This window comes from Serratia sp. N21D137 (assembly GCF_047530005.1).
Lineage (GTDB): Bacteria > Pseudomonadota > Gammaproteobacteria > Enterobacterales > Enterobacteriaceae > Chania > Chania fonticola_B.
On the sequence record NZ_JBLJAJ010000036.1, the window covers coordinates 18,074 to 41,790 of the forward strand.

Consider the following 23,717-nt stretch of genomic DNA (forward strand, 5'->3'; position numbering starts at 1 on the left):
CTTCAATTTCCAGGTTATTCATTGATAAAAAATAACGAATGTGAGTGCCATAACAGCCAATCTTCAGGGTGCCTGACGATCGACGTTTCAATCAGTTCCGGCAGTTTGGCTTTCAGATTGCAGGCCGGTATCGGCGGATAGATGTGGATCTTTATTCCCTGATCGTAATACAGGTAATAAGAGACCACCTGTGCAGACAAGGCTCTGGCGATACGAATAACGCCGCTGTGCAGGTTGGCCGGGCGATCAAACAGGCGACAACTGAGCTTCGCCGTTTTCGCCTCATTGGCATTGACGGTGTAATCCGGCGAGATATCTGGGAAAATCATGATATTGCGTTGATGATCGGCCGCCGCAATAATCGCGCTAGTCAAATTGCCGGCAATCGCCCGGTTATCATCATGGATCGAGCAGTAAGACAGGTGAATTCCCGCTTGCTGTCGCGTTCTTTCCTGATAGACCTCCGCACTGGCAGAAACCACCACCGTTGCCTGCCCCGGAAACACCCCAGCTCCTACCATGCCAGCCAACACGTCAGAAACCATATGCAACGGTGCAAGAACCACCGGTTGCCCTGCTCGGTGCAAGGGTTCGACAACTGCGTTGAGCTGTACCTGACAGTGTTCCAACTGGGCCAGGAGGTGAGCGTTACCGGCATAGGCAGCGGCCAGATCCAACAAACGACGACGCTGGCTGATCTTGGCAAAATCCACCTTGCGGTCATCCTTAATCAGGCATTGCTTATTGGCTGCGGCCACAAACGCACGCCTGCGCTCCCCCCGATTATTCAACCGCAGCCAGCGGCTAAGCGCCGCCAGCCCAAGAAACCAACGATAATCGCCATGCCGCAGCAACCAGCAAACGGTCTTGTGCTGTGTTCTGCGCAACGGTAAAAAACCCCGCGCGATTTTTGCGAGGGCATCTCTCCAGGCCAGATAAACCCACACGGCAAAGAAGCGCATTATTGCTCCAGCGGTTTATCATGCTGCAGCAACGACAGCAGGTGATCGGCAAATTCCGGGAAATCGCGATCCTGCAGTGCCAGCCACTTCTTGCTGACGATAAAGGTTGGGGTCGCGTTGATTTTGTAGTGATCGGATACCATGGTCATATAGCTCAGCAACTCTGCGACCTGCGGAGTTTGACTGGCTGCGTGATAAGCCGCGAGATCGATATCATTCTCCATCAACCAGCTATCAAGATTTTGGGGTTTACTCAGATCGCTTTGCTGTTTGATGACGGCGTTATAGGCACTTTCACGATGCTGAGCTTCAATACCCATCACCGTCAGGGTGGCAAATAATGGGGCGTAACTTGCCAGGCCATTGCTCTGCGCATTATTGAGATGCAGACGGATCAGTTTTGTCCCTGCTGGCATACGCGCTTCCAGCTTGGCAATATTCTCTTCGTTTATGGCACAGTAGTGGCAGCCGTAAGAGAATATCTCGATGAGGGTATTACCCTCTTTGATCGGGCTATTCTTGATCTCGTCATCGCTGACAGCAACCAGAGCTTGCTGTTCGATGCCCTGATTCAATACAAAATAGTGGAAATAGGCCGTCGTGATCAACGAGGAAATAACGATGATCGCCAAGGTATAAATGAGAAGCAGTAGGGGTTTTTTGAACATAAACCATACCTCCTAAAAAAGGCACACCAATGAGATCTTATAACGGAGGGATAGCCATTTTTATTTAGCACGTAGCGCCGTTGGCGAGCCAGCAGCCATCACATCCCTGTCCATCAATAAGCACCATTTTTCAAACAGGCCGATGCGAAAATCCTATCGCATCAGCCCAAATTTATATCCTGAAACTCAGGAAGAGCTTACGGCCGGCCTGCCGGGCAGTTGGCAGAATCAACAGAGGAGCTAGTCTGACTCACAATTCGGCCATTCTTATCCAGACAAGTTCTGACTACATAGCAAGCACCACCAGCGCCACCCACATACTCAACAGCACAGACTCTTTTACATTTACCACCAACAATTGTATCTGCTTCAAGTGTATTAACTTTTTTCACAACATCGTCCTTTTTATAAAAGTGAAACAAAAACAGCCCGAGTAACGCCTATCATCAGTGATAGAGCAATCCTACGCTTGATATAAAGGCACGATTAACCATACCTTTATTAAAGCGCAGGAAATTACGTTAAGCTGAATTATTTCGCTCTATCAAAAGAACTCTAGCCCAAGGATAGCCCGACGTTTAAAGCAGATCAATAATAATTTTTGCGGCAATTGACCTATTGCAACCAAATCATAATGCCGCTAATACAGGATATTTCCCGTTAAAGAACAAGATTAAACACAATAAAAAAATACACCACTAGATATACCGTACCAAATAACAGTAATTAATAAAGGACAATTCCCTGAACGTGAAAATAACCCCACATCAAGAACGCAAGATATTAAAGAAAATCTAAACGGTATTACGAGGCGATAATCGGAGGGAGAAAGCAGAACAACTTGCATCATTGATAGCACAAGGTGTGCGGGACTGGGATTTTTATCATAGCCACCAACATAATTGCGGAAAATGATTTAGATCATAACCAAGAATCATCTTAATCCGTACCATCCTCGGCATCCTGCTACCGCGGATGCTGATTATCTGTTACCGATCATCTTAGCCGGGAAATCATTAGCGTTGATTGATTAGCCATAACCGAAACCGGGCCAACGGCATGAACTGAAGATAATTTACTCACGTTGGCAAACGGCATACTAAGCTTGAAGAGTCTACGAGTGGTTGAAACTGAAGGAAACAACATGGGTTGCGCACGCCCGCTAGCGGGTACCGGGAATCGCGTCAGGAGTGCGTGAAATCCCAGAGGGTTGTGTCCTACGGTCACAGTAGCAAGATTAAGTTCCCGCAGCAGCGTGAACCAAGGCCGGAGCTGGCCTAGACGAGCGGTAAGACGTGATGCATATGGTCAACGAGTTAACTCATCGCTCCCCCTAAAATCCGATCCTAAGAGATTGCATCGTGAATATAAAACTGGTTGCCGTTGTGCTTTGCACACTTTTTCTTACTGCCTGTGACAGAGAGACGCCTAAAGAACTCGAAAGCGTCCGTCCGGTGAATATCTTTGAAGTTAGCAACAGTGCCCAGCAAGGAGTACGCATCTTCCCAGCCAGGATTATCGCGGGTGACCGTACCGACCTGGCTTTTAAGCGCCCGGGGCAACTGCAACAATTGCTGGTACGCAAAGGGGAACGAGTCAACCAGGGGCAAGTGATTGCCGAGCTAAACAGTAATGACGCGCGCCTGCGGCTACGTGATCGGCAGGCCACGTTCGATTTGGCGCAGGCGCAATTCAATCGTTTCGCCACCCTGAGTGCCCGCAATGTTATTCCCCGTGCCGAACTGGATGTTCATCGCGCAGCGCGTGATTCGGCCCAAGCCGCCTTGAAGTTGGCCAGGGAAGAAGTGAGCGATATGCAAATCCGTGCCCCCTTTACCGGTGTGATTGCCACGCTCACTGCCCGTAACTATCAAGTGATCCCGGCAGGCCAACCGATAGCGACCCTGAACTCGCTGGATTCGCTGGATGTGGTCTTCAGCATCCCCGAAAATCTGTTCATTGTGATTGATGAAAACAATGCACAGTACCAACCTATTGTTCTGTTGAACAACTTGCCGGGCCGCGAGTTTACCGCCCGCTATAAAGAACACACCACCAATACCACCGCGGGCTCATTGACCTATCAAATGACCCTGACCATGCCGCGCCCAAAAGATCTGCCAATGCTCTCGGGAATGAGCGGCAGCGTGAAAATCAATCTCGGTAATCTGGCCGGGGCTTCGCAGAAGACCAATGTCATTGTGCCCGTAGAAGCAATATTTAACCCAGATAACAGCCCACGTAATCAGCCCCACGTGTGGGTGATCAAAGAACGTGATGGCAAACTGTTTGTGGAATCTCGTCAGGTTGAAACCGGACAACTGACCGCGAACGGAATACAGATCGTATCCGGTCTGGCCGATGGTGAACGGATCGTCGCCGCCGGTACTCGCGAACTGCGCCCCAATCAGGAAGTGCGCGCCTGGGTCCGTGAGCGAGGTCTGTAATGAAACTGACAGAGAACTTTATCAACAACGGCACCCGAATCTGGTTGGCTATCCTGCTGCTAGGCATTGGCGGCGTGCTGGCGTTTCTCAACATCGGCAGGCTGGAGGATCCGGCCTTTACCATCAAGACTGCGGTGGTGGTCACCCGCTATGACGGCGCTTCGGCCCAGCAGGTGGAGGAAGAAGTCACCCTGCCGCTGGAAAATGCCATTCAGCAGTTGCCATATATCGACAACGTGACCTCCATCTCCAGCGTGGGGCTGTCGCAGATCACCATTAATATCCGTGCCGAATACGGAGCCGCCGAATTGCCGCAAATCTGGGATGTGCTGCGCCGGCGCATTGGCGATGCCGCGATACGGTTGCCCCCCGGTGCCAGCCCACCGATAGTGAACGATGATTTTGGCGATGTGTACGGCTTCTTCTTCTCGCTGTATGGCGACGGCTTTAGCAATCAGGAGCTGCGCAACTTTGCCGAGCTGCTACGCCGTGAGTTAGTGGTGGTGCCAGGCGTGGGCAAGGTGGGGATTGTCGGGGTGATCCCGGAAGAGGTGCAGATTGAGATCTCTCGCGCCCAGATGACCGCCGCCAATATTATCCCACAGCGGCTTTACGATCTGCTGAGCCGGCAGAACGTGGTGTCCAACGCCGGAGATCTGTTGGTGGGCAGCGAGTCGATCAGGCTGCATCCCACCGGGGAATTTGCCAGCGTGCAAGAGTTGGGTAACCTGCTGATTAGCGAGCCGGGTAGCCCGCGCAGCGTTTACCTGCGCGATATCGCCACTATCAGCCAGGGCGTAACCCACTCCCCCAATAATATCTACCGTGCCAACGGGCGGCCTGCACTCTCCATCGGCGTATCCTTTGCCCCGAATGTGAACGTGATTGTGGTGGGCGAAGCGGTCAAGGCCCGGTTGGCCCAACTGCAAGCCGAACGCCCCGCCGGGATGGATATCAGCGTTTTCTACGATCAGTCCCATGAAGTAGAAGGCGCGGTGAACGGCTTTATCATGAACTTTTTGCTGGCGCTGCTGATCGTGGTCGGCACCCTGCTGATCTTTATGGGGGTGCGCAGCGGGCTGGTGATCGCCGCCTCGCTGGCGCTGAACGTGCTTGGCACCCTGCTGATCATGAAGCTGTTCAACATTGAGCTGCAGCGCGTTTCGCTCGGGGCGTTGGTGATCGCCTTAAGTATGTTGGTGGATAACGCCATTGTGATCGTCGAGGGCGTGCTGGTTGGGCGGCAACAGGGTGAGAAAACCCTGCAGGCCATTAATAACGTGGTCAAACGCACCATGTTCCCGCTACTGGGGGCGACGGTGATTGCCATTCTGGCGTTTGCACCGATCGGCTTATCCAACGATGCCACCGGGGAATACTGTAAGTCACTGTTCCAGGTGCTGCTGATCTCTCTGATGCTGAGCTGGTTCACCGCCTTGACCCTGACGCCGGTATTCACCAAATGGGCGTTTGAAAAACAGAAAATGGCCGAGCCAAAACCCGATGAGCCGGTCAAGTCGCCTTATGATGGTTGGCTGTTCCGCGTCTATCGCAATCTGTTGGGCAAACTGCTGCGCCAGCGCACCATTACGCTGGGGGTGCTGGTCGCGTTGATGGTTGTCTCGGTGATCGGTTTTGGTAACGTGCGCCAAAGCTTCTTCCCACCGTCCAATACGCCGATCTTCTTCGTCGATCTCTGGCTGCCCTATGGCACCGATATCGCCTACACCGAAAAGATAGCCGCCGAGATCGAGCAGCATATCCAGGCGCAAGAAGGCGTCAGCGATACCATGGTCACCATCGGCCAGGGTGCGATGCGCTTTATGCTCACCTACAACGCGCAGCGGCAATATTCCAACTATGCACAGATCATGGTACGAGCCAAACAGCTCAACCAGATCCCCGGTATGATCGGCCAAATAGAGGGCTACGTACGCAACAATTTCCCTCAGGTGAACGCCCAGGCCAAGCGCATCATGTTCGGGCCTTCGAATAACAGTTCCATCGAAGCACGCTTTATCGGCCCGGATCCTAACGTGCTGCGAACGCTGGCGGCCAAGGCAGAAACTATCGCCAGCGCCGACCCCAATGCCGACGGCGTGATGCACGATTGGCAACAGCGCAGCAAGGTCATTCGCCCGCAGTTCTCGGATTATCTTGGCCGTGAATTAGGGGTGGATAAACGCGAAATCGACAGTGCACTGCGCATGAGTTTTGGCGGGATCGCCGTTGGCCTATATCGTGATGGCACACGGTTAATGCCGATTGTGTTAAGAACGCCGGACTCGGAGCGGTTGAATGCCGAACGGTTGAACGACGTGATGATCTGGAGCCAGGCACGGCAGGCGTTTATTCCTATCGACAACGTGGTTAACGGCTTTACAACCGAGTGGGAAGATCCGCTGATCATGCGCCGGGATCGCAAACGCACCCTGACGGTTCAGGCCGATCCTAGCTCCCAGAGTGGTGAAACCTCTGCCGAACTGTTGCAACGCATCAAACCGGATATTGATGCCATCCCATTACCGCGCGGCTATGAACTGAATTGGGGCGGCGACTATGAAAGTACCAAGGAAGCCCAGGCAGGGTTGTTCACCAGCCTGCCGGTGGCCTTTGTGATCATGTTCATCATCACCGTGCTGATGTTCAGCTCACTAAAAAATGCCGTCGCCATCTGGTTGACCATTCTGCTAGCGTTGATTGGGGTAACCGTGGGCTTCCTGCTAACCGGTATTCCGTTTGGCTTTATGGCGCTGATTGGCCTGTTGAGTTTAAGCGGGATGTTGATACGTAACGGCATTGTGCTGGTAGAGGAGATCGGGTTACAGCGGCAGGAAAAACCGATCCTGGAGGCCATCATCGATGCCTCTACCTCACGCTTGCGCCCTATCCTGCTGACTGCCTTTACCACCGTACTCGGCCTGGCCCCACTGCTTAGCGATGCCTTCTTCCAGAGCATGGCGGTGGTGATCATGTTCGGCCTGGGCTTTGCTACCGTGCTGACGCTGTTGGTGCTGCCGGTGATCTACAGCTGTATGAACTCCGATAAGCAAAAGGTCACACCGCAAACCGAGGTTTGAGACTTAAGTAAGGGCAACGCATACGCCCGGTTGAATATTTGTCTTCAATCGGGCTATTGCAAAATGCGGCATTGGTTTACTGTGTAGCCAGTTCAAAACCAAACACGGAGAAGTGCAAAGTGATTAAAGAAACAATCTTGGGATGTTCGCTGCTGTTGGTCTCTGCCACTACGTTGGCCGGTGGTTGTGACAGCCCGCGCACCCCTTATGACGTGACCTACTGCGCGGCATTGGAGATGGTGCAACTGGATCAAGAGATCAATGTGCAATACAAGAAGGTGATGGGGTTGCTGACCCAACCGCAAAAGCAGACGCTGAAGCAGTCGCAGATCGAATGGCTTAAAAATCGGGACAGTCAATGTAGCGACGATTCCATGATCAATGTCGCCTGCTCAAACAAGACCATGCAAAGCCGTATCGATTTTCTGAAAAGCGTAGAGCGGGAATGTAAAAGTACCGGCTGTGACAGCAAAAAACTGGCTCAACAGCAGTAACAGGATCGGGGCGCCTATGCTGCGCCCCGACTAAAAAATCACTATTTGGTTAACGCGATAATACCCAATGTCAGGCCAGCGACCGCTGCCGCCCCGCCTGCAATCGCCCCGGCGGTTTCCCAGTTATCCTGGGTGGTGCCTTTCATACAGGTATTAGTATGAACCAGACGGCCTTGGTCGTCATAGACCGGTACGCAAGGCGACTCGGTAGCACACCCGGACAGTAAAACGGCCAGCAGGCCCGCTGCAATAAACTTACTCATACTCACACCTCGGCGTTCAACAGCCAAAAAAACATCAAAATGAATGAAATCGGGCCACTGTACCACCGATGCCTATCGCGATGGATCCGGAATAGTCGCAAAATGTGTGGGGGAGTGAAGCTATTAGATTAGGGCCTGCAATAGCAGAGTGGCTCATGGTTTATCGCGCTGCCTTCAATGGATGACGGCACAGCATGAAAAAAAGAGTAGATGAGGGAGTTCAGCATTCTCCATTCTCCCCCTTCACACCACTAGCGCTGTTGATATTTTCTGATGGCAGGCTTGAGCAAACCGCCAAACACATTGACCAGCAAGCCCACGATGATCACCAATGCACCGATCATTTGTTGCAATGATAGCCTTTCGCCTAATAACCATGCAGCTGAGACAATACCGATAACAGGCACCAGCAGCGTTAACGGCGCAACGCGCCAGGTTTCGTAACGGCTCAGCAGGTTACCCCAGATGCCATAACCCATAATGGTGGCAACAAACGCCAGATAGAGCAGCGCCAGAATGGTTTCACCTTGAATATGCACCAGGCTGTCAATCAACAGCGCTTGCCCCTCAAACAACCATGAGCATATGAAGAACAGCACCACCGGTACGGGTGTACTCCACACCACCAGTGACATGATCGGCACATTACGATCGCGCATAATCACCTTGTTAGTGATATTCCCCAGTCCCCAAGATAGCGCTGCGGCCAGCGTCAACATCATGGTGGTCAACGTGATACCCGCCGTCGTTTGCCCAGCCATGCCCGCGCTAGCCAGCATAAACATGCCAACGGTGGCAATCATAATCCCGGCAATATGGTTCCATTTCAGCTTTTCTGCCAGCAACAGTGCGCCGAGCAAAATGGTAAAGAAAGCCTGGGCCTGCAACACCAGTGATGCCAAGCCCGCAGGCATGCCAAGCTTGATCGCCATAAACAGGAAAGCGAACTGACCAAAGCTGATGGTGATGCCGTACGCCAGCATCCAGCGGAGCGGGATTTTCGGTGGTTTGACAAACAGGATTGCCGGGAACATGACAAGCGCAAAACGCAGGCCCGCCAGTAAAAACGGTGGCATGCCATACAGACCAACTTTGATGACCACAAAGTTCAGCCCCCAGGCCACCACCACAAACAGTGCCAACAACTTATCCTTTACTGACATCATGCATTCCTTTTATTTCCCGTAGAGAGGTTGCGACCTCGTCAGAGCAGTGGCCACAGAATAAAGACGATTTATTGTTTATAGCCGAAATGTTAGCATTACCGGGCGGCATAAGATGCTGCTGCACCACCTCTCGTATTATCGCGGCTGCTGAACCCCGATAACACCGATGAGGCATTAACATGACTGACATACGTGGCCGAGCCTGGCGCCTGGTAAATAACAAACGCAACAAACACCGTGAGATGGGGGATTTTCAACCCAAGTTCACCAAAGAGAAAAAGTGGAAAATGCTCTATACCCGCTCACATAAAGTGACCCGGGCGAGGCAACTAGGCATTGAATACCCACAAGTATCCCGCGCCGTAGCCCGGCGTAACTCACTTGATGAGATTGATTAACCATGAATGTGCTGTTTGTCTGTAGCCGTAACCAATGGCGCAGCCCTACCGCAGAACGCATATGGCAACGGACTCCCGGCCTGACCACCAGGTCGGCCGGGACCAGCCGTAATGCCAAAAAAACGGTAACGCCAGAGTTATTGCGCTGGGCAGATATGATTTTTGTCATGGAGCAAAAGCACAAGAGCCGGTTGGTTGCCGAGTATCAGCGCCTGTTGGAACACAAACCCCTGCACGTTCTCGATATCCCTGATGACTATCAGTATATGGATCCTGAGCTTATTACCCTGCTGGAGCAATCTGCCGAGCCGTTCCTGTTGCCTTTCATCCTGAAATAATTTGCTGCCATAAGCGCATTTCTCTCAGTGGTTAAACACCCCTTCGCATGCCAATGCCAGCGAGAGTAATAAATCCTCTTGCGGCTGGGCGCACAATATTTCTAACCCTACCGGCAGTCCCACAGCACTCACGCCACAGGGTAAAGTCAGCGCGGGCCAACCGCTGATGGCGGAAAGCTCAGGGGCGCAACCAGGAGGCATTTTTTCCAGACTCTCCGGCTGGCGGGACACGGTTGGGTAAATGACTCCATGCAACCGCTGAGTATCAATAAGTTCGTAGAGAGCCCCCTTGAGTTTGCGTTGGAAGCAACGAGCGTTGCGCCATTGCGCTGTTTTCAGCGTTCTGTGTGAAAGCAACTGCGCAATAAACGGTGAGAACTCTGACAAAAACTGGCCTGATTGATACAGCTCGCTCAAGTCATGCGGGGTTGACGGGTACATTGCCAACCACGTATTGATGGCGACATGAAACTCATACAGGCTCAGGCAAGGTTCATTCGCCACTTCCGAAATGATGGGCAATGTCACATCGATTAACTCCACCCCGTTGCGGCGCAGCCGGTTTAACGCTTCGTGCCAAACCACGAGTTGTTGCGGAGAATGGCCTTCCAGCTCATTCAATACTCCCAGTCGCATTCTTTTCAACGAGATGGTTGGTAACGGGCACGACGGTTTCCCCGCCATAATCGCGTTTAGCAGAGCGGCATCCTGCACGCTGTTCACCATCGGCCCCACACAATCTTTGCTGGGAGATAGAGGGGCAACACCTTGCAATAGTTCACGCCGATGATGGGGGCGCAACCCTACCAAGCCGGTATAGCTGCTGGGGATACGTATTGAACCGCCCGTGTCGGTGCCGATGGCAGCCACGGCCATATTCGCCGCCACCGCTGCCGCACAACCCCCGCTTGATCCTCCAGCGGTGACGCCAGGCATCAGAGGATTATGCACATCACCAGCAAGAGAGCTGCGTGAACACACATCAAAAGCAAACTCCGACAGATTAGCCTTGGCGAGAATAATGGCTCCGGCCCCTCGCAGACGCTGAACCACCAAGGCATCTTGTGACGCTTTGGCGTTTGCCAAAGCTAAACATCCCAGCGTGGTTGGCATAGGGGAAAGATCAATATTGTCTTTAATGATTATTGGGATGCCCTGAAGTGGCCCCATCGGTAGGCCCTGTTTCCTGGCCTGGTGCCAATATTCAGCTTCGGCAATTGCCTGCGGATTTACCTGCAAGATAGCATTCAATGATTGATGTTCGGCAATAGTTTGCAGACGACGGCGCACTTCTTCCCGACAATCCAGCGGAGGAATGAGTGAAGGAGGTTTCATATGATATCCATTTGTTTTGCGCCAAGATGGCCCCTCACCCTAACCTCTCCCACAGGGAGAGGGAACCGATCGAGTTCGTTGATTGCTTTGCGTAATACCCTGCCTTTCTTGTTCTTTACTCGGCGTCCCGCAGCAGCACAAGGTAACCCAGTGCACCGTGGCGGCTCCCTCTCCCTGTGGGAGAGGGTCGGGGTGAGGGCTACTAGTCGCGTTCGCCACTTGTAATGGCGTCAATGGCTTCCGGATGCAAACGGAGCTCCGCAGCCCGACAATGGGCCTGCATCCCTTCGGTTCTGCTCTGGCGAATGGCTGGCTGGGCAATGGCCGGGATCCCCTGCTCATCGATCCACTGATGGGTGCAGGTTTTCACATAAGCCCCCACCCACAATCCACCGGTGTAGCGCGCGGCAGCCATAGTCGGCAACGTATGGTTGGTTCCACAACACTTATCCGAGAACACCACGCTGGCATTCTGGCCGATAAACACCGAACCATAGTTGCGGATTTTGCTGGCGGTGCCGTGCGGATCTCGCGTATGCACCTGTAAGTGCTCGGTCGCCATATGATCCGCATAGGCGATCAACTGTGCTTCATCCTGACAGACGGCGATCTCCCCCTGTGAACGCCAAGCCTCACCCGCAGTTTTAGCCGTAGGCAGATTACCGAGCTGGCGAGCTATTTCAGCCAGCGTCTGCTGCGCAATGTCCAGACTGGTGGTTGCCAGCCCAACGCGGGTACGTACGTCATGTTCGGCTTGAGCCAACAGGTCCGCAGCCAGAATGCGTGGATCGGCACTGTCATCGGCAATAATGAAGATCTCGCTGGGGCCAGCCAGTGCATCAATACCCACTTTGCCAAATACCTGACGTTTCGCTTCATTAACGAACGCATTGCCCGGCCCGACAATTTTATCAACCACTGGGATGCTCTCGGTTCCCCAAGCCATCGCTGCAATGGCCTGTGCACCGCCGACTTTAAAAATACGATGAGCGCCGGCCAGATGACAGATAGCAATCATTGCAGAATGCGCCCCCGGCGGCAGGCAGGCAACGATCTCGTCACACCCTGCCACCTTCGCAGGAACGATCGACATCACCGGCGCAGATAAAATCGGGTAACGGCCACCAGGAACATAACAGCCCACGGTTTGGATCGGGATAATACGATGGCCAAGATGCACTCCCGGGAGTACCTCGACTTCCAATGGCTTAATGGTGGCCAATTGCGCTTCGGCAAAGCGCTTGACCTGGTTGATGGCAAACTCACTATCGAGCCGGGTTTGGGGATCCAGTTCTGCCAGTGCCTGTTCGATTTCTTGCGCAGTAACTTCAAAACGGGCAGGGGTCACCCGATCAAATTTCTGTGAGTATTCACGCAAGGCCGCATCGCCACGCTCGCGAACCTGGCTGATAATATCGCTAACGGTCTCGCCCAATGAGCGGTCTGCGACCACGTCTTGCCCTTGTGGCCGCTTCAAATACTGTACGCTTGCAAAGTTATCGCTGCTGCTCATCGGTTACTTCTCCATTTGCCCAAGTTTGATTTGTGCCAACAACGCCAGATGGTCATAGACCACCCACTCGTCGACGATTTTGCCGTTGATAATGTGGTAGTGAGACATGCCCATCACGAACAGACGCTCGCCGGTCGGTTTACCCAACTCCCCATAGCCCAGATGATGCCCTTCCATAATCCAACGCACGGCGACTTTGGTACCGCCCTCCTCGCAAGGATTTGAGCAGATATGCTGCGGCATCCAGGCACCATCCGGGATCATGCCAATCAGTGCCAGCGTCTGGTGGATCACCGCGGCCTGGCCATACAGCTCTTTCATCAGTGGGCCATGCCATTGCACGTTGGTGGCATAAACGTCTTTGATTTTGCCAAGCATTCTGCGGTTGTAGATTTCATGCAGCCAACGCAGGCATTGCTCTTCAATGTCGGTATGGGCAATGGAAGTATCGCACTCGGTTTCTGGTGGGTACTGCCCAAGCAGGCGACGGTTTTCACCGATGTCGGTCACCCGGAAACCTTTATCAAACTGCTCTTTTGCCATGTCGTGGGCCACGGCATGGGTATCCAGGCCGATCTGCTTCATCAGCGCCATGTTGTCACTTACGACCCACTCCCGGTAAATCTTGTTTTCATGGATCATGCAGTCGGCGACGGTACGGGTGACGAAGGTACGATTGGTCGGCTTACCCAGATGGCTGAACTGAGTATGGCGACCGCTGCCAGTGACCAGGTGGGAAGTATAAAAACCGTCGACGTCATTACCATTCCATATAACCTGCGTCGCCATGCCACGCCGCTCAGGGAATGCCACCAGCCGTTGCAGCGTATCCTGCACGACCTGTTCACGGTTATACATGGTTCCCAACGCATTATATAAAATGCAGTTGTGCGTATAATGGGTGTAAATTAATCCCACATCGCGCTCGTCCCATATTTTATGCGTACAGCGAACAATGTAATCAACGATATCGGTATAACAATCATCGAAACCGCGTAGTGATTGTGCGCGCGGGCGTTTTTCCGGGACTAAATCAGTAAAGTCACGGCGTTCAATTTGTAATACCGGCTCATCTCGCACGGCCTTCGGAGTAATTTTTTCAGGTGCTGCCGGTGCTTTATTGGTAGTTTCAGTGGAAGACATGGTATCTCCTGTATTTTCTTTTATGTGCTCGCGTAAAATACGCAGCACGCCTGAGGCTCACTCCTGCGAGCATAGATTAAGAGTGAAGGCTCTTTCGCTGATAATACTTTGAGTTATTTAGGGCAACAGACAGCCATGATAAATACCAAAGTATTTATCGTTTGAATGGCTGCTTGTTTTATTGGGCAGAGCCCAGTTAATTAAATATTTGTGACCATATTGCTAGTTCATCGATACCTAAATACTCCCGCATTATTAACCCATCACGCAATTCAAGTTGGCTGATCCCCGAAATCGACACCGGCCGCCGTGAAGGGATGCCAAACTTTCCATAGCCATCGTGCCAGGTCAGTAATGACCAACGCAGCGAGAGACGCACGGGTTCATTGGCATCTCTGCGGACAATCATATGATGCAGCTGCGTCTCACTATCGGCGAAAGACGCCCGATAACCAGAAAGGAAGCTGCCAATATCCTGTTCGCCAGTGCACAGTACATGGCCAGGGCCGTTCAATGTTGCGGCTGGGTGATACAAACCGGGCACCACTCCGCTGTTACCGCCCGCCCACATAGATAAATAGCGCTCGATCAATCCAGCCAGCGGGCCTTCGACATCATCACCTTCAGGCCCCCCGGCCCAGCGGGCATCCAACTCTTCTGCCGTGGTCGGTTCAAGCCCCAGTTCACGGCGGGTTGCCGCCAGTTGGTTGGCAAAATCACGCACGTCCAGCCCAATTTGTGAAACGATGGCAGCCCGATCCTGCAATAGCCATTCCTGACGCACTGCACCTTCAGCACAAATACGATCGGCCCAGGTGCGTACCCATAGGCTTTTCCCGCTCGGCTTGCCGAAGAAACCCTCCCCCTGATGGCGGATACAGGCCACAGCGCGCTGCGCCGCATAATACTCACCCTCATTATTTTGGCTGCACAGAATATCTTCGGTAAGCACGGAGCGTTGCGGGAAACTGTGCATGGCCTCAAGAGTCAACCGCATAAACTGCGACAGATCGGTCAGGCGTTTTTCCGGGGTATGAAACACCACCGGCGTGGCGTAAAAATCGGCCAGTTGCCCAATGTCTTTTTGCTCCCACACTACGTGGGTCAGGGTCAGAATAAACTGTTGAATAGAATCAAACTGTGGGCTAAAGCCGGGTAAGCGTGTCATTCAACCTCCTGGGGCTGGAACAAGGATAATCCCTCTTTTTCTATAATGCCAAGGCGTGGGCGCCTGGCTGAATGCCGCACGATCAACACTCCGGGGACAATCACCTGCTCGGGTTCAATATTGCCGCTGTCAATTTGCTTCATCAACAGCGCTACCGTTGCTGTCACCATGGCATCAACCGGTTGCGATGCGGAGGTCAGCGCATAGGACGGCCAGCCCGAAGGCCCGGTATCGTCGTAACCTACCACCGAAACATCTTCCGGAATGCGTAGCCCAAATTCGTAGCGCGCTACATCCATCACGGTTAGTGCCATATGGTCGTTGGCTGCAAAAATCGCATCCGGTGGCTGTGGGCTGGAAAACAACTCTCGTGCAGCCCTGGCAGTTTGCTCCGCATCGTAATTGCCAAACACCACCTGAATATCTTTTACCCCTCTGGCTTGCAAGGCAGCAACGTAGCCATGCTGGCGAGCCAGGTTCACTGAAGACTCGGCAATCCCGGCAACATAAGCAAAATGGCGATGCTCCCCTGCCAGCAAGAACTCGGCGATTTGCTGTGCCGCCTTGGCGTTGTCAGTATTGACGCTCGAAGCGGTACCCGTTTCTGCATTTCGATTAAACAGCACCACCGGGATCCCCGCAGCCAGGCACTCTTCGGACAACTCAATCGATAAAGAAACCGAGGCCAGCACAATGCCATCCACCCGGTACTGCATGATCTGATCGAAGATCCTGTCGACGTTACCGTCCTTGTCGCCCACGAACAGCAACAGATGATAGTTAAGCTCATCCAGTTTCTGCGCCAGCGCCTCCAGCACCTGTGGGTAAAACTGGTTTTCAAAATAAGACATCACTACGCCAACAATTCGGGAGCGCGCGGTGTTCAGCGAACGGGCGATAGCGTTCGGGCGATAGCCCAGCTCACGCGCTGCCTGCAACACTTTTTCACGGGTCGCGGGCGAAATGCTGGCCCCTGGCGTGAAAGTGCGTGATACCGCCGATTGCGACACGCCGGCAACCTGTGCTACCTGCTGCGATGTCACAGGTCCAAACGTCTTACGTTTCATTGCTGTTTCTTCCTTTTTAACATTCCCGCCATGAATTCTGGCCCGGTGCTCATGGTGTCTTCCAGTGTAACGGAGCGCTCGCAGAACGCCACGTCAAGGGCACTTTCACCACCTGCAGGAATGTGTGTTTTTTATACTTACATCATTTTTGCATGCGTATGCAAGCGTCATTGTGTTATTTTTTAATTTTTCATTAACACCATTTACAAACGCGAAATCTTTTCGTAACTTCAATCTTTGAATACGTATGCAAGGACACCGAAGGCCGTCAATTTTACCGGGGACACCGCGTCAAACTGATTGGACAAAACCCGTTAATGCCGTACTTGATTGGTTATAAGCCACTAATAATAAAGAGGTTCACCACCATGTTTCGTGCACTATTCAGTCGTCCTGAGCTACGTTTGTTTTTTTCTATCAGCGTGCTGTTTTTCATCTGCATCCACAGCATCGATGCGTTTCTGGCACCGATGATGATTAATCAGGGTATGGAACCACAGATTGTGGGTATGATCATGGGTGCCAGCGGTCTGGCAACCTTGTGTATCCGCTTCCCGCTGGGCATCATTTCCGACGTAGTCAAAAGCCGTAAGATATTTATTCAAGGGGCATTGTTGCTGCCGATTATTGCCTGGCCAATCGCCTACATCGACCCCAGTGCACTGACGCTGTATCTGGCAAAAGCTGCCGACGGGTTTACTGCCGCCACCTGGGTGCTTTATAACATCCTGTTTATCCGCTATTTCGATCGCAAAGATGCCCCTGCCGCGGTGGCGCTGCTGGCGTTAGCTGGCCCGCTTGGAGTATTTCTGGGGAACTGCATTGGCGGCATTCTGATCCACTATTTTGCGGCTAATATTGGCTATTTCGTCTCCTGCGTATCCGCCATCCTGGCATTAATTCTGACTACCCGCATCAAGGATGTACACGATGCGGCAAAGGCTCCGACCCTGAAAGCCTGCATCGTCAGCGCACGCCGCCAACTGGTTGATCCTTCGGTATGGTTGATTGGTGTGCTCGCCACCATTGTGGTGCTGGTACCCTTTGCCACACGGGATACTTTGACTCCTATCTACGCCCAGCAGCTTGGGGCTAAAGCCGGTATTCTTACCCTATTGAGCAATATTCATCTGCTGAGCTACGCCTTGGCCGTCGCACTGTGCAGCTCGGTGTTCTACAAACGACTGGGGTTAGTCAAAACCGCTTTCGTTGGCATTATGCTGCAGGTGGTTTCCAGCGTCGGCATCCCCTTTACCAGCAATATAAACCTGATCTACTTCCTGCAAGCGCTGGCCGGTTTCTCCTTCGGTATGGCCTTCGCCGTCTTTATGTCACTCAGCGTGGTTAACACGGTGGAAGAGGAACAGTCTACGCGTATGGGGTTGTTTCAAACGATCTATTCCTGCGGCATGTTTGCCGGGCCGGTGATCATGGGCGTGATGCTACAGCACATTAATCTGTCATCGGGATATTTGTTTATAGGTGCTCTGTCATTTGTGGCTGCTCTCTTGACGCCTTTGGCTGCGCGCAGCGTTTATCAACGCCAATCAAAATTGGTAAAGAATAAAGGTGAGGTATCACCCCTGACAGCGTTACAGGACTAATTCATTAGTAACAACCAACCTCTGTAAATTTATCACCTCGCACCTGATGCCATATTTTGGCCGGGTATTGCCTGCGCAGAAAAAGGAAAAGTGTTATGAGCCATTATTTGAAAACCAGTAAATCGCTCTCCGAGCGCCAGCAAAACAATAAACAAGTTAGTATTACGGTCGAAAATATCCTCGCCGACATTGAATTACGTGGCGATCGGGCAATTCGTGAATTATCCATCAAGTTTGATCACTATGACCGCAACGATTACCGACTATCACAAAATGAAATCAACGCCTGTATCAAGCAGTTAACTCGCCAGGATATTAAAGATATTGAGTTTGCTCAAGAGCAGGTATTTAACTTTGCCAGCCAGCAGAAAAAATGCCTGCTGGATCTGGAAGTGGAAACGCGCCCCGGCATTATTCTTGGCCATAAAAACATCCCGATTAATGCGGTAGGCTGTTACGTGCCTGGCGGGAAATATCCTCTGCTCGCCTCAGCACATATGTCCATCATCACCGCCAAGGTTGCGGGATGTTCGCGTATCGTCAGCTGCGCACCTCCTTTTCATGGTCAACCGGCGCCAGCCATTGTCGCCGCCCAGGCAATGGCCGGAGCCGATGAGATTTATGCCTTAGGCGGCATTCAGGCGATTGGGGCCATGGCACTGGGTACCGGCTCCATTAGCCCGGTCGATATGCTGGTCGGCCCCGGCAATGCCTTTGTGGCAGAGGCCAAGCGTCAGCTTTTTGGCCGCGTGGGGATCGATTTATTCGCCGGGCCGACCGAAACCCTGGTGATCGCCGATGACAGCGTGGATGCGGAAATTTGTGCCACCGACCTGCTCGGCCAGGCGGAACACGGCGTGACCACGCCTGCCATTTTACTCACCAATTCCCTGGCGCTGGCCAAGGCTACCCTGCTGGAGGTCGAACGGCTGCTGACTCAACTTCCTACCGCAGAGATCGCTCGTCAGGCTTGGCATGACTACGGCGAAGTGATTGTCTGCGACAGCTACGAGGAGATGCTGCAAGAAGCCGATCGTATCGCCTCCGAACACGTCCAGGTGATGACTTCCCGCGACGACTGGTTCCTGAGCAATATGACTAACTACGGCGCACTGTTCCTCGGGCCAAGAACCAATGTGGCCTATGGCGATAAAGTGATCGGCACCAACCATACCCTGCCGACCCAGAAAGCCGCACGTTACACTGGCGGATTGTGGGTGGGTAAATTCATGAAAACCTGTACCTGGCAGAAAGTGCTCAGCGACGAGGCATCCTCGGAGATCGGCGGCTACTGCTCACGCCTGTCGTTACTGGAAGGTTTCTCTGGCCATGCGGAACAGGCAAACATTCGCGTGCGGCGCTACGGCCAACGCGATGTGCCCTACGCCAGTCCGGTGGCGGTCACGGATAGTGACAAGGCCTGAACATGATGACGGTTCCCTATACGCCAAGCTTTCGTGTCGACAACCAGCAGGCGCTGGTGACCGGAGGCTCACGCGGCATCGGTTTTGCGGCAGCCATTGCCCTTGCCGAAGCCGGAGCAAAGGTTTGGATTGCCGCTCGCGACAGTCAGCAACTGCAACTAGCGGTCACGCTCGCTGCTGAGCAAAACATTCAACTGCACTCAGTCGTTTTGGATATTACGGATAGCCACGCGGTGGCGACGACGCTGGCTGAGTTGCCAAGCTTCAGCATTTTAGTCAACAGCGCTGGCTTGGCACGCCACCAGCCTTTTGTCGAGGTCAGCGAGGAAAATTACGATGCGGTGATGGCCCTTAATCTACGCGCGACCTTCTTGATCAGCCAGCATGTCGCCCGCTCGATGCTGGCAAAGGGCGTAGAAGGTTCCATCATCCACATCTCGTCGCAAATGGGCCACGTTGGCGGCCCCAATCGCAGCGTCTACTGTGCCTCAAAGTTTGCGCTGGAAGGGCTGACCAAAGCGATGGCGCTGGAGTTGGGAGAGGCGGGGATCAGAGTGAACACTCTCTGCCCCACCTTTATCGAGACCGAACTTTCGCATGCTTCATTGGCCGACCCGACTTTCAAACGCTACGTCATGGATAACATCAAGCTAAGAAGGTTGGGGATAATTGAGGACATCATGGGGCCAGTCGTGTTCCTGGCCTCCCCCGCTGCCGCGTTAATCACCGGATCGTCATTAATGGTGGATGGGGGTTGGACCGCAACATGAAGAGATCAAACACCTCCCTGAGCCTTTTGGATAACACGACGCTGCCACTGGTGCTGCTTGGCGGCACATTGTGCAATACGCGGCTCTGGCAACCTGCGATCGATCACATGAATGTCAGCGCGGTCATCTGCGTGACGCTGACGGGGGCTGATTCCGCCGAAGCGCAGTCAAAACGGTTATTGGCCATGCTGCCTGAGCATTTTTGCCTGGTGGGATTTTCACTGGGCGCGATTGTGGCTTTACAGATGTTGGCAGACGCCCCCCAGAGGCTGGCAGGGCTGGCGCTCATTTCGGCCAACCCCTTCACCGCCCCGCCAGAATCTGCAGCCCCCCGACGCGCAGCGGTGGCCAATGCAGCACGGCAAGGTTTGGTTCCTTGGTTAACCGCGACGCTTTGGCCTCACTATGTCGCTCCCGAGCGCCTCGACGATGCCAACTTGCATGACACCGTCGTACAAATGGCGCTGGAATGCGGTCTTGCAACGTTTGCCCAGCAAACGGAAATCGCGATAACTCGCCACGATCATCGTGCAGCGCTAGCCAACTTTTCACATCCGATACTCATCCTCAACGGTGCTCAAGACGTGATTTGCACTGCACAACATCATCAGGCTATTGCCACTGCCGCACCGGCAGCACACTGGCAGACCCTGCCCAACTGCGGGCACTTTCTTCCCCTTGAAGCACCAGAGTTTACCTCCGCTGCTCTTCGTCATTGGTTAATGGAGCTTTTATGAGAATGAACCGCCTAAAAGAGGCATTTCGTCAGCAACTCCCTGTCGTCAACGGCTGGCTGGCAATCCCGTCGGGTTACAGCGCAGAAATTGCCGGGCATCAGGGATACGACGCCATCACCGTGGATATGCAGCACGGCATGATCGATTTTTCCAATGCGTTATCCATGCTGCAAGCCATCTCCTGCACGCCTGCTGTCCCGCTCGCCAGGGTGGCCTGCAACGATCCGGCGCAGATCATGCGGCTGCTGGATGCAGGAGCCTGGGGCATTATTTGCCCGATGATCTCCAGCGCCGAGCAGGCGCGGCAGTTTGTCTCCGCCTGCCGTTATCCACCGTTAGGCACCCGTTCTTTTGGCCCTGCGCGTGCGCTGCTGTACGGCGGCAAGGATTACCCGCAATACGCCAACGGTGAAATTCTGACACTGGCGATGATTGAAACCCGTGAGGGGCTGGCCAACCTTGACGCCATTCTGGACACCGAAGGGCTGGACGGCGTATTTATCGGCCCGAACGACCTCTCGCTGACGTTAACCGGCAGCGCGAGCGCCGAATCTCAGCATCCTGACATGTTGGCGGCCATTGAGCTGGTGCTGTCCCGCAGCCGTGCACACGGCAAAGTTGCCGGTATTTTCTGTACCTCTGGCGACGCTGCTGCTGCCCGCCTGGCGCAAGGATTTCAATTGGTGACACCCGCCAATGATGTCATGCAGCTTGGCCGTGCCGCCCGTGAAGCCATTGCCGCTACCCTTGGCAAATCCGCACCCACCCGCGGTGTGTCCGGTTATTAACAGGAGTTACCCACATGAAAACAGTAACGTTGAGCCAGCAAGAAGCCGAGCGCCGCCTGGTAAGTCCGCAAGATATGGTGTCGTGCAGCGTGGCATTTATCGACTGCAAGTTGCCGGGTTCCCACCTCAAACAAAACTACTCCTTTATTGGGCCTGGCGTAACGCAGTCAGCCTCTCAGGTGGTGAATATCCCTGAAGCCCACGGCTTTAATATCGGCGCGGCAGCCATGCCAAAAGGAGTGATCAATAATCTGCATTTGCACTTCACCGCCGAGGTATTCCTGATCCACGAAGGCACATGGCGTTTTCGCTGGGGAGCCAACGGTGAGCATCAGGCCGAGTTCTCCGCCCCGGCCATTTTGTCGATCCCCACCTGGATCTTCCGTGGCTTCACCAACGTCAGTCCCGAAGATACCTGCGGCATGGTGTACACGGTGTTGGGTGGCGATAGCACCGGCGGGATCATTTGGCATCCTTCCATTTTGGATGCGGCCAAGGAATACGGTCTGTATCTTAGCCGGGACAACATGCTGATTGACGTCAATGCAGGAGATCCGCTGCCCGACGCCAACGATCTGTTACCGCCATTAGATCAAGACAGCATCCGAGAATTGCGTGATTATTCCGTCGAGGAGATGGCGCGGCGTGCCGTGACAGGTGAACAGCGTCAATGGTCGTCAGATGCGTTGCTGGATGCCGTCCTGCCAGGGCACGGCGGTGAAATGGTTCCGGTGATTGGCTATGGGATTTCGCAGGATCGTAACTCCACGCCGCCAATAGTTAATCCCCATGGCTTCTCGGTAGAGTGGCTGCGCCTGGCCGCTGCGCACCAGATAGGACGTCATCTTTGTGAAAGCGTACAGGTGCTGATGGTATTTAAGGGCACGCTGGAGGTGACTTATAACCGGCAGGGGGAAGAAGTGACCATTGTAGCCACCGAGCGCTCGGTGGTTTCTGTTCCTGCCGGCTGCTGGCGCAGCTATCGGGCGTTGGACGCAGATATGGAAGCCACGCTGACCACTCAGGGGGATCAACGTAAACGCCTTTACTGGGATGAAACCCTGCTTGAGGATGTACGCAAACTTAATCGTTGCCTGGATCCCGATGGCTATGTGACTAAAGCCAATATTCTGCCATCAACGGCTCGCCGGGCCGGTGCAAAAATAGAACGCCTTCCCGGTACCACGCTCTAAACCATCAAGGCCCTGCTATCCATGCAGGGCTTTACGTTATTTGCCGCCAACGTAGTTCCAATACCAACGAACTGACCACCCAGTTTAACAAGGCGCGTCGTGCACTGAATAAAGAACTGCGTGGCGCTCGTAGCTTCGTAGAGGGTCTGGTGGTATTCGCTGGCGCTGAATTGTACGACTCTATCCGCACCAACGCCTACAACCGTGAACTGACTCAGTACAATGTTGCCGGTGCTCCTAAGAATGCCTATACCAATCAACTGATCGCGGGCTTCGAATTCTTCGACTGGCAGAACATGCGCTTCATCCTGATCGATGATGACCGCTACGAGTTGGACGAGAAAACCGGTCTAATGTTGCCTAAGTTCTCCCGCGCTGATGTTAACCCGCTGCGTGTGATTCAAGGCCCTTGTAGCCGTCTCCAAACCGTTGCACAGGGTGGTGTTCAGGCTCGCTATGGTTGGACTCGTGTAGATGACCACGGCATGCTCAATATGGAACAGGAATTCAGCCACTTGCCGCTGAACCTGCGCCCTAACTTCCAAATGAAGTTAAACATCAAAGAGAAAAAATCTAAGTAATTCTCTGACAGATGGGGGGCCTAACGCCCCCGCTGCTACATATCCTGAGATGTCATTTATTGATACCTTTAACTATTCGAGGCAACACTTGAAGATCTCCATAAACAACTCACTTGGTTTTAATCTACTGTCCACATTTACCCCTGAAATTATCAATCGGGCAGCTTTCTGTAGATTGATGGGGTTCGATCAGAACAAGTTTTTTCGCATGGAAAAACGCGTGGGGTTCGAGCGCAGTGTAAAACATTTTCGCGATCTGGCTCTTAAGGCTAAAGAAGTGAAGTAATAAAGCCAAATAAGAAAAGCCCCGCCGTCATGGTTGGGGCCTTTTTTGTTGCCTAAAATCAGGCAGCCCCGTTGGTGGTAACTGTTAGCGCCGATGTAAAAATGACCCACATGCCAATGTAAAATGGACCCACCATGGGTAAAACTGGCAGTTTTAAGCGAGCTACCGATGCTAACATTGGAGTTAAGAGTGGAGATTGCTGTTCTTCGTCGGCAAGGCATGTCCATCCGTGCTATTGCCCGTCATTTGGGGTGTTCCCGCCAGACTATCCGGCGCTATATACGCATGGGGG

22 protein-coding genes are annotated in these 23,717 nt (G+C 53.2%); 13 read left to right on the plus strand and 9 right to left on the minus strand.

The window, feature by feature from the left end:
• Positions 1-14: 14 nt before the first annotated feature.
• A complete protein-coding gene (locus ACMV5H_RS21950; protein WP_414822469.1) occupies positions 15-962 on the minus strand; it encodes an ABC transporter in 948 nt (315 codons plus the stop codon).
• The gene (locus tag ACMV5H_RS21955; protein ID WP_414822470.1) at positions 962-1,630 is read right to left on the minus strand and encodes a DsbA family protein; all 669 of its coding nucleotides are present in this window, start codon (positions 1,628-1,630) and stop codon (positions 962-964) included. Before ACMV5H_RS21955 ends, ACMV5H_RS21950 begins: the two co-directional genes overlap by 1 nt.
• A 1,361-nt stretch (positions 1,631-2,991) precedes the next feature.
• Between ACMV5H_RS21955 and ACMV5H_RS21960 the strand changes: the two genes are divergently transcribed.
• The 3 genes from ACMV5H_RS21960 (at position 2,992) to ACMV5H_RS21970 (ending at position 7,651) form a co-directional block, all read left to right on the plus strand.
• A complete protein-coding gene (locus ACMV5H_RS21960) occupies positions 2,992-4,077 on the plus strand; it encodes an efflux RND transporter periplasmic adaptor subunit (RefSeq protein ID WP_414822471.1) in 1,086 nt (361 codons plus the stop codon).
• The gene (locus ACMV5H_RS21965; protein WP_414822472.1) at positions 4,077-7,157 is read left to right on the plus strand and encodes an efflux RND transporter permease subunit; all 3,081 of its coding nucleotides are present in this window, start codon (positions 4,077-4,079) and stop codon (positions 7,155-7,157) included. Before ACMV5H_RS21960 ends, ACMV5H_RS21965 begins: the two co-directional genes overlap by 1 nt.
• Before the next feature lie 119 nt (positions 7,158-7,276).
• Positions 7,277-7,651 (plus strand): lysozyme inhibitor LprI family protein, encoded by a 375-nt coding sequence (locus ACMV5H_RS21970; RefSeq protein WP_021806174.1) that lies wholly within the window; start codon positions 7,277-7,279, stop codon positions 7,649-7,651.
• A 41-nt stretch (positions 7,652-7,692) separates the two neighbouring features.
• Here the strand turns inward: ACMV5H_RS21970 and ACMV5H_RS21975 are convergent, their stop codons facing one another.
• Positions 7,693-7,914: a hypothetical protein gene (locus tag ACMV5H_RS21975; RefSeq protein WP_021179822.1), complete on the minus strand. Its 222-nt coding sequence runs from the start codon at positions 7,912-7,914 to the stop codon at positions 7,693-7,695.
• Between the two features lie 251 nt (positions 7,915-8,165).
• The gene (locus ACMV5H_RS21980; RefSeq protein WP_059201683.1) at positions 8,166-9,077 is read right to left on the minus strand and encodes an EamA family transporter; all 912 of its coding nucleotides are present in this window, start codon (positions 9,075-9,077) and stop codon (positions 8,166-8,168) included.
• A 182-nt stretch (positions 9,078-9,259) separates the two neighbouring features.
• Here ACMV5H_RS21980 and ACMV5H_RS21985 point away from each other — a divergent pair, with 182 nt between their 5' ends.
• Positions 9,260-9,478 carry a hypothetical protein gene (locus ACMV5H_RS21985; RefSeq protein WP_021806176.1) on the plus strand — a complete coding sequence of 73 codons (219 nt, stop codon included), beginning with the start codon at positions 9,260-9,262 and terminating at the stop codon, positions 9,476-9,478.
• A gap of 2 nt (positions 9,479-9,480) precedes the next feature.
• Positions 9,481-9,816: a low molecular weight protein tyrosine phosphatase family protein gene (locus tag ACMV5H_RS21990; protein WP_115159258.1), complete on the plus strand. Its 336-nt coding sequence runs from the start codon at positions 9,481-9,483 to the stop codon at positions 9,814-9,816.
• Positions 9,817-9,840: 24 nt separating this feature from the next.
• On the opposite strand, the gene ACMV5H_RS21995 is transcribed toward ACMV5H_RS21990, so the two are convergent.
• The 5 genes from ACMV5H_RS21995 to ACMV5H_RS22015 form a co-directional block, all read right to left on the minus strand.
• Complete coding sequence (locus ACMV5H_RS21995) at positions 9,841-11,151, minus strand: amidase (protein ID WP_115159259.1); 1,311 nt, start codon at positions 11,149-11,151, stop codon at positions 9,841-9,843.
• A gap of 202 nt (positions 11,152-11,353) precedes the next feature.
• The gene (gene hisD, locus ACMV5H_RS22000) at positions 11,354-12,664 is read right to left on the minus strand and encodes a histidinol dehydrogenase (protein WP_414822473.1); all 1,311 of its coding nucleotides are present in this window, start codon (positions 12,662-12,664) and stop codon (positions 11,354-11,356) included.
• Between the two features lie 3 nt (positions 12,665-12,667).
• The gene (locus tag ACMV5H_RS22005; RefSeq protein WP_115159261.1) at positions 12,668-13,807 is read right to left on the minus strand and encodes an ester cyclase; all 1,140 of its coding nucleotides are present in this window, start codon (positions 13,805-13,807) and stop codon (positions 12,668-12,670) included.
• Between the two features lie 196 nt (positions 13,808-14,003).
• Positions 14,004-14,975: a nuclear transport factor 2 family protein gene (locus ACMV5H_RS22010; RefSeq protein ID WP_115159262.1), complete on the minus strand. Its 972-nt coding sequence runs from the start codon at positions 14,973-14,975 to the stop codon at positions 14,004-14,006.
• A complete protein-coding gene (locus ACMV5H_RS22015; protein WP_115159263.1) occupies positions 14,972-16,042 on the minus strand; it encodes a LacI family DNA-binding transcriptional regulator in 1,071 nt (356 codons plus the stop codon). The genes ACMV5H_RS22010 and ACMV5H_RS22015 overlap by 4 nt, the downstream gene beginning before the upstream one ends.
• Positions 16,043-16,410: 368 nt before the next feature.
• Between ACMV5H_RS22015 and ACMV5H_RS22020 the strand changes: the two genes are divergently transcribed.
• The 8 genes from ACMV5H_RS22020 to ACMV5H_RS22055 form a co-directional block, all read left to right on the plus strand.
• Entirely contained in the window at positions 16,411-17,646 is a 1,236-nt protein-coding gene (locus ACMV5H_RS22020; protein ID WP_414822474.1) for an MFS transporter, read from the plus strand.
• Positions 17,647-17,741: 95 nt separating this feature from the next.
• Entirely contained in the window at positions 17,742-19,070 is a 1,329-nt protein-coding gene (gene hisD / locus ACMV5H_RS22025; RefSeq protein ID WP_414822475.1) for a histidinol dehydrogenase, read from the plus strand.
• Positions 19,071-19,072: 2 nt separating this feature from the next.
• Complete coding sequence (locus tag ACMV5H_RS22030) at positions 19,073-19,840, plus strand: SDR family NAD(P)-dependent oxidoreductase (protein WP_258557383.1); 768 nt, start codon at positions 19,073-19,075, stop codon at positions 19,838-19,840.
• Positions 19,837-20,577: an alpha/beta fold hydrolase gene (locus tag ACMV5H_RS22035; protein WP_115159266.1), complete on the plus strand. Its 741-nt coding sequence runs from the start codon at positions 19,837-19,839 to the stop codon at positions 20,575-20,577. The genes ACMV5H_RS22030 and ACMV5H_RS22035 overlap by 4 nt, the downstream gene beginning before the upstream one ends.
• Complete coding sequence (locus ACMV5H_RS22040; protein WP_414822476.1) at positions 20,574-21,365, plus strand: HpcH/HpaI aldolase family protein; 792 nt, start codon at positions 20,574-20,576, stop codon at positions 21,363-21,365. Before ACMV5H_RS22035 ends, ACMV5H_RS22040 begins: the two co-directional genes overlap by 4 nt.
• Positions 21,366-21,379: 14 nt before the next feature.
• Positions 21,380-22,558: a cupin gene (locus ACMV5H_RS22045; RefSeq protein WP_414822477.1), complete on the plus strand. Its 1,179-nt coding sequence runs from the start codon at positions 21,380-21,382 to the stop codon at positions 22,556-22,558.
• A 170-nt stretch (positions 22,559-22,728) separates the two neighbouring features.
• Complete coding sequence (locus ACMV5H_RS22050; RefSeq protein WP_414822479.1) at positions 22,729-23,139, plus strand: hypothetical protein; 411 nt, start codon at positions 22,729-22,731, stop codon at positions 23,137-23,139.
• Positions 23,140-23,593: 454 nt separating this feature from the next.
• Positions 23,594-23,717: helix-turn-helix domain-containing protein (locus ACMV5H_RS22055; RefSeq protein ID WP_414822067.1), on the plus strand; the 124-nt coding region annotated here is incomplete at its 3' end.

Coding starts and splice junctions, on each gene's coding strand:
- ACMV5H_RS21950 (WP_414822469.1), bottom strand. CDS start 962: ATGCGCTTCTTTGCCGTGTGGGTTTATCTGGCCTGGAGAGATGCCCTC.
- ACMV5H_RS21955 (WP_414822470.1), bottom strand. CDS start 1,630: ATGTTCAAAAAACCCCTACTGCTTCTCATTTATACCTTGGCGATCATC.
- ACMV5H_RS21965 (WP_414822472.1), top strand. CDS start 4,077: ATGAAACTGACAGAGAACTTTATCAACAACGGCACCCGAATCTGGTTG.
- ACMV5H_RS21975 (WP_021179822.1), bottom strand. CDS start 7,914: ATGAGTAAGTTTATTGCAGCGGGCCTGCTGGCCGTTTTACTGTCCGGG.
- ACMV5H_RS21980 (WP_059201683.1), bottom strand. CDS start 9,077: ATGTCAGTAAAGGATAAGTTGTTGGCACTGTTTGTGGTGGTGGCCTGG.
- ACMV5H_RS21985 (WP_021806176.1), top strand. CDS start 9,260: ATGACTGACATACGTGGCCGAGCCTGGCGCCTGGTAAATAACAAACGC.
- ACMV5H_RS21990 (WP_115159258.1), top strand. CDS start 9,481: ATGAATGTGCTGTTTGTCTGTAGCCGTAACCAATGGCGCAGCCCTACC.
- ACMV5H_RS21995 (WP_115159259.1), bottom strand. CDS start 11,151: ATGAAACCTCCTTCACTCATTCCTCCGCTGGATTGTCGGGAAGAAGTG.
- hisD (WP_414822473.1), bottom strand. CDS start 12,664: ATGAGCAGCAGCGATAACTTTGCAAGCGTACAGTATTTGAAGCGGCCA.
- ACMV5H_RS22005 (WP_115159261.1), bottom strand. CDS start 13,807: ATGTCTTCCACTGAAACTACCAATAAAGCACCGGCAGCACCTGAAAAA.
- ACMV5H_RS22010 (WP_115159262.1), bottom strand. CDS start 14,975: ATGACACGCTTACCCGGCTTTAGCCCACAGTTTGATTCTATTCAACAG.
- ACMV5H_RS22015 (WP_115159263.1), bottom strand. CDS start 16,042: ATGAAACGTAAGACGTTTGGACCTGTGACATCGCAGCAGGTAGCACAG.
- ACMV5H_RS22020 (WP_414822474.1), top strand. CDS start 16,411: ATGTTTCGTGCACTATTCAGTCGTCCTGAGCTACGTTTGTTTTTTTCT.
- hisD (WP_414822475.1), top strand. CDS start 17,742: ATGAGCCATTATTTGAAAACCAGTAAATCGCTCTCCGAGCGCCAGCAA.
- ACMV5H_RS22030 (WP_258557383.1), top strand. CDS start 19,073: ATGATGACGGTTCCCTATACGCCAAGCTTTCGTGTCGACAACCAGCAG.
- ACMV5H_RS22035 (WP_115159266.1), top strand. CDS start 19,837: ATGAAGAGATCAAACACCTCCCTGAGCCTTTTGGATAACACGACGCTG.
- ACMV5H_RS22040 (WP_414822476.1), top strand. CDS start 20,574: ATGAGAATGAACCGCCTAAAAGAGGCATTTCGTCAGCAACTCCCTGTC.
- ACMV5H_RS22045 (WP_414822477.1), top strand. CDS start 21,380: ATGAAAACAGTAACGTTGAGCCAGCAAGAAGCCGAGCGCCGCCTGGTA.